Source organism: Bacteroides sp. An269 (assembly GCF_002159755.1).
Lineage (GTDB): Bacteria > Bacteroidota > Bacteroidia > Bacteroidales > Bacteroidaceae > Phocaeicola > Phocaeicola intestinalis.
On the sequence record NZ_NFJG01000176.1, the window covers coordinates 1 to 5381 of the forward strand.

Genomic DNA, 5381 nt, shown 5'->3' on the forward strand with positions numbered 1-5381 from the left:
AAACCGTACGGTTTCCATATCGAGAACGTACGGTTTTCAATTGGAGAACGTACGGTTTTGATATGGAAACCATAAAAGGATGATGCCTGGATTGATAATATAATCCAATTCCAATTGGAAATCCCAATTATTTTAATGGCTTTTGGAATTTGATTATAATGCCCATAACATTATTCTTGGATTAATTCAAAACAGTTTCTAAAAAACTCAAATCGTTCTAGCTCAGGTCTTTGCAAGTCCTGCTTTACCTTTTGTATCTGCCTGTTTCAACTCAGGCTTGTAACCGCGCCGGCTACTGACGGATTGTTTGTAAACAGCTGATTTATAGGAAGGTATTCGAATTGCATTAGGGTTTGTTAACTAAATGTGCCGGATATGTGCCGGTTTTGTAGTCAGGAAATTGCGCTGAAACGGGCATAAAAAGATGTATAAACAGCCTTAATGGAAATGTTTGGGACTATATTTTGTCACGAAAAATGGACATTAATAAAGTTTAACTTATCCTTTTTGAATGTTCCGAAGATGGCTTCTTTTTAACCATGCGCTGTATGAAATTGTGCATTTTGTATATGCCATGTAGTAGAGACGATGTGCACATCGTCTCTACAGAAACAGTGCGAAATGTTCAATGAACTGATTATTTTATGGAAAGAATACACATTATCTGATTGAATTTAAAGAATTATTTCCGTAATCGCTTGTGTTATCTCAATAAATCTTCTAATTTTGCATCGTGTAACAGACCGTACTGGAGGATATTTTAGTTCAAACAATTAAATAATTTAAATTCAATCATTTATGTGGTTAAGTAATTCATCTATTGGAAGGAAAGTGGTGATGAGCGTAACGGGTATCGCCCTTGTCCTGTTTCTTACATTTCACATGTTGATGAACCTTGTTGCACTGTTTTCGGCGGAAGGTTATAACACAGTATGTGAATTCTTGGGTACTAACTGGTACGCTTTGATAGGTACCTTGGCGTTAGCTGCCTTGTTTGTAATTCACATCGTTTACGCTTTCTGGCTGACGATGTTGAACCGTGCCGCACGTGGTAACGAACGTTATGCGGTGAGTGCAAAGCCTAAAACTGTGGAATGGGCTTCTCAGAACATGTTGGCTTTGGGTGTGATTGTCATCCTGGGCTTGCTGTTGCACTTGTTCAACTTCTGGTACAACATGATGTTTGCCGAATTGATAGGCAATCCGATGATGGGCGGTCTGGAAGCAACCGACGGTTACGGTTACATTGTACAGACTTTCTCTAATCCGGTATTCTTCGTTCTGTACATCGTTTGGTTGTGCGCTTTGTGGTTCCACTTGACTCATGGTTTCTGGAGCTCTATGCAGACATTGGGCTGGAACAACACCATCTGGATCAACCGTTGGAAGTGCATCTCTAACATTTATTCTACGATTATCGTGCTGGGCTTCATGCTGGTTGCGGTAGTATTTTTTGTGAAGAATTTATAATGTAGGCACTAGGTTACAGGTCTAGGTACTAGGTTACAGATACTTTATATTAAGGATGAAAAAACCTAGTCAACTAGTCAACTAGTTCCTAGTCAACTAAAAAAGAAAACAATTATGGCTAATATACTCGACTCTAAAATTCCTGAAGGTCCGATAGCTGAAAAATGGACCAACTATAAAGCTCACCAGAAACTGGTGAACCCCGCCAACAAACGTCGTTTGGATATCATCGTGGTAGGAACAGGTCTTGCAGGTGCTTCTGCAGCCGCTTCTTTGGGCGAAATGGGCTTCCGTGTGTTTAACTTCTGTATTCAGGATTCTCCGCGCCGCGCTCACTCTATCGCTGCTCAAGGTGGTATCAATGCTGCAAAGAATTATCAGAACGATGGCGACTCTGTATATCGTCTGTTTTATGATACTGTAAAAGGTGGTGACTATCGTGCACGTGAGGCAAACGTTTATCGTTTGGCTGAGGTTTCGAACAACATCATCGACCAATGCGTGGCTCAGGGTGTACCTTTCGCACGCGAATATGGAGGTCTGCTGGCAAACCGTTCGTTCGGTGGAGCACAGGTGTCACGTACATTCTATGCCAAAGGACAGACCGGACAGCAGTTGCTGTTGGGGGCTTACTCGGCATTGAGCCGTCAGGTAGGTGCTGGCACAGTCAAGCTGTACACTCGCTATGAAATGGAAGATGTGGTAATCATCGACGGCCGTGCCCGCGGTATCATTGCCAAGAATCTGGTAACCGGTAAACTGGAACGTTTTGCTGCACATGCTGTAGTTATCGCTACCGGTGGTTACGGTAATACTTACTTCTTGTCTACCAATGCGATGGCATGTAACTGCTCGGCTGCAATGGCTTGCTACCGTAAAGGTGCGTTCTTCGCTAATCCGGCATACGTGCAGATTCACCCGACTTGTATTCCGGTACACGGCGACAAGCAGTCTAAGTTGACTTTGATGTCTGAATCGTTGCGTAACGACGGACGTATCTGGGTTCCGAAGAAGCTGGAAGATGCCAAGGCTTTGCAGGCTGGTACCAAGAAAGGCAGTGACATTCCGGAAGAAGACCGTGACTATTACCTGGAACGCCGTTATCCGGCATTCGGTAACTTGGTTCCGCGTGACGTTGCCAGCCGTGCGGCTAAGGAACGTTGCGACCACGGTTTCGGTGTCAACAATACCGGCTTGGCTGTATTCCTCGACTTCTCTGAAAGTATCGAACGTCTGGGATTGGATGTAGTGCGCCAGCGTTACGGAAACCTCTTCGATATGTACGAAGAAATCACCGATGTGAACCCGGGCAAATTGGCAAACGAAATCAACGGCGTGAAATATTACAACCCGATGATGATTTATCCGGCTATCCACTACACCATGGGTGGTATCTGGGTAGACTACGAATTGCAGACTACCATTAAGGGTCTGTTTGCTATCGGCGAATGTAACTTCTCCGACCACGGTGCAAACCGTCTGGGTGCTTCTGCCTTGATGCAAGGACTTGCCGATGGTTACTTTGTATTGCCTTACACCATCCAGAACTATCTGGCAGACCAAATCACTGTTCCCCGCTTCTCTACCGACTTGCCGGAATTTGAGGAAGCAGAAAAGGCTGTCCAGGCTAAGATTGACCACCTGATGGGAATCCAGGGCAAACGCTCGGTAGATTCTATCCACAAGGAACTGGGCCACATCATGTGGGAATACGTAGGTATGGGACGTACCGAAGCCGGACTGAAGACTGCTCTTGCGAAGCTGAAAGATATCCGCAAGGAATTCGAAACCAACTTGTTCATTCCGGGCAAGAAAGAAGGTCTGAACGTAGAATTGGATAAGGCAATCCGCTTGAACGACTTCATCACCATGGGTGAACTGATTGCATACGACGCATTGAACCGTAACGAATCGTGCGGCGGTCACTTCCGTGAAGAATACCAGACAGAAGAAGGTGAAGCAAAACGTGATGATGCCAACTATTTCTATGTATCTTGCTGGGAATACCAAGGCTCGGATGATAAAGCTCCGGTTCTCTACAAGGAACCGCTGGTTTACGAAGCTATTAAAGTTCAGACAAGAAATTATAAGAGTTAATTAATTTCAGTTGACAAGGTACAAGTTGACTAGTTGACTAGGTTTTAAATAGTATAAGCTTATGAGGACCCATAAAGAATTGGTCGTTTGGCAGAAAAGTATGGAAATGGTCAAGTGTCTTTACTTGGTAACTCAGGCTTTCCCTAAAGAAGAAATATATGGAATCACTTCCCAAATGCGCCGTGCTGCCGTATCGATTCCGTCAAATATTGCAGAAGGATTCGGCAGAGGGTATGATAAAGAGTTGATTCATTTCCTATATATGGCTTTAGGATCTGCATCAGAATTGGAAACGCAGCTTCTTATTTGTAAGGATATTGCATATATTTCGGATGCACAATATCAAGAGCTGGACAGCATGAACAGTGAAATAATAAAAATGTTGACGGCTTTGATAAACAAACGTAAGTCATTTGTATTTTAAACCTAGTTACCTGGTACCTGGTACCTAGTAACCTTAAAAATAAAAACAATGGACAAAAATATATCATTTACGCTGAAAATTTGGCGTCAGAACGGACCGAAGGAAAAAGGTCATTTCGATACATTCCAGATGAAAGATATCCCGGGCGATACTTCGTTCCTGGAAATGCTGGATATCTTGAACGAGCAGTTGGTTGAGGCTGGTAAAGAACCGGTAGTATTCGATCACGATTGCCGTGAAGGTATCTGCGGTATGTGTTCTCTGTATATTAACGGACATCCGCACGGACCTGCAACAGGTGCTACTACCTGCCAGCTCTATATGCGCCGTTTCCACGATGGCGATGTCATTACCGTTGAACCGTGGCGTTCGGCTGGTTTCCCGGTTATCAAAGACTTGATGGTAGACCGTACGGCTTACGACAAGATTATGCAGGCTGGTGGTTTCATCAGTGTACGTACAGGCGCTCCTCAGGATGCCAATGCTATCCTGATTCCGAAACAAGTGGCTGACGAAGCGATGGATGCTGCTTCTTGTATCGGTTGTGGCGCATGTGTAGCTGCTTGTAAGAACGGTTCGGCAATGCTGTTCGTATCAGCAAAGGTTAGCCAGCTGAATCTGTTGCCGCAAGGTAAACCGGAAGCTTTGCGCCGTGCGAAAGCCATGATTGCCAAGATGGACGAACTGGGCTTCGGTAACTGTACCAATACCCGTGCTTGTGAAGCTGAATGTCCGAAGAACGTTTCAATCAGCAACATCGCTCGTTTGAACCGCGACTTCATCAAGGCAAAACTGAAAGACTGATGATTTTTAGGTGCCAGAGGCTAGGTGACTAGTTGACTAGGTACTAGTTGACTAGGTACTAGATACTAGGTACCAGGCACTGGATATTTGGCGGGTTGACAAGTTGATAAGGATTTAAATCCAAGTCTTCTTGTCAACTCGTTTTTTATGAATGTCCGGGAGCTATGCAAAAGAATTTTAAACTATTTGTAATATCCTTGTATAATGTTGGAAGAATCAAGCTGAATGACTATATTTGCAAAGTGATTTTTTTCATAGTATTAGATTTAAGGTTAACAAGGTTGGGAGAAAGCGTTCTCCCATTTTTTTTGTTCTTGGGAACAGTTTCTGAATATCTGCAAAATGCCAATGGCATAAAAAGGAGTTATGCTCGCTTCGCTCACAGGAGTTAAAGGACAATGGTTCTGTTAGGGTTTCCATTAGTAAAAGTATTGGCTTCTCACTCCCTTTAACTCCCTGGAATAACTCCTTATCTTGAGAAGCTGTTTTGAATTTCTCCAAAAAGTTTTTCTTGGCTTGATGTATCTGTTTTCGTGTGTGCTTTGGGCGATTTTTTGGTCCTTTTCGCTCCTGTTCTTCGTCAGAT

Annotated in this window: 5 protein-coding genes; 4 read left to right on the top strand and 1 reads right to left on the bottom strand. The window is 43.7% G+C overall.

All coding sequences use genetic code 11. From position 1 onward, the window contains the following. Positions 1-798: 798 nt before the first annotated feature. The 4 genes from B5F71_RS18595 to B5F71_RS18610 all read left to right on the top strand — a co-directional run bounded on the left by B5F71_RS18595 (position 799) and on the right by B5F71_RS18610 (position 4795). The gene (locus B5F71_RS18595) at positions 799-1470 is read left to right on the top strand and encodes a succinate dehydrogenase/fumarate reductase cytochrome b subunit (RefSeq protein ID WP_087213311.1); all 672 of its coding nucleotides are present in this window, start codon (positions 799-801) and stop codon (positions 1468-1470) included. A gap of 114 nt (positions 1471-1584) precedes the next feature. Further along, positions 1585-3567 (top strand): fumarate reductase/succinate dehydrogenase flavoprotein subunit, encoded by a 1983-nt coding sequence (locus B5F71_RS18600; RefSeq protein ID WP_013618091.1) that lies wholly within the window; start codon positions 1585-1587, stop codon positions 3565-3567. A 61-nt stretch (positions 3568-3628) separates the two neighbouring features. Then, positions 3629-3991 carry a four helix bundle protein gene (locus tag B5F71_RS18605; protein ID WP_087213313.1) on the top strand — a complete coding sequence of 121 codons (363 nt, stop codon included), beginning with the start codon at positions 3629-3631 and terminating at the stop codon, positions 3989-3991. Positions 3992-4039: 48 nt separating this feature from the next. Further along, the gene (locus B5F71_RS18610; protein ID WP_013618090.1) at positions 4040-4795 is read left to right on the top strand and encodes a succinate dehydrogenase/fumarate reductase iron-sulfur subunit; all 756 of its coding nucleotides are present in this window, start codon (positions 4040-4042) and stop codon (positions 4793-4795) included. Between the two features lie 252 nt (positions 4796-5047). Here B5F71_RS18610 and B5F71_RS20855 read toward each other — a convergent pair. Then, positions 5048-5381 (bottom strand): hypothetical protein (locus B5F71_RS20855; protein ID WP_206423867.1); only part of this gene is annotated, 334 nt, incomplete at its 5' end.

Coding starts and splice junctions, on each gene's coding strand:
- B5F71_RS18595 (WP_087213311.1), top strand. CDS start 799: ATGTGGTTAAGTAATTCATCTATTGGAAGGAAAGTGGTGATGAGCGTA.
- B5F71_RS18600 (WP_013618091.1), top strand. CDS start 1,585: ATGGCTAATATACTCGACTCTAAAATTCCTGAAGGTCCGATAGCTGAA.
- B5F71_RS18605 (WP_087213313.1), top strand. CDS start 3,629: ATGAGGACCCATAAAGAATTGGTCGTTTGGCAGAAAAGTATGGAAATG.
- B5F71_RS18610 (WP_013618090.1), top strand. CDS start 4,040: ATGGACAAAAATATATCATTTACGCTGAAAATTTGGCGTCAGAACGGA.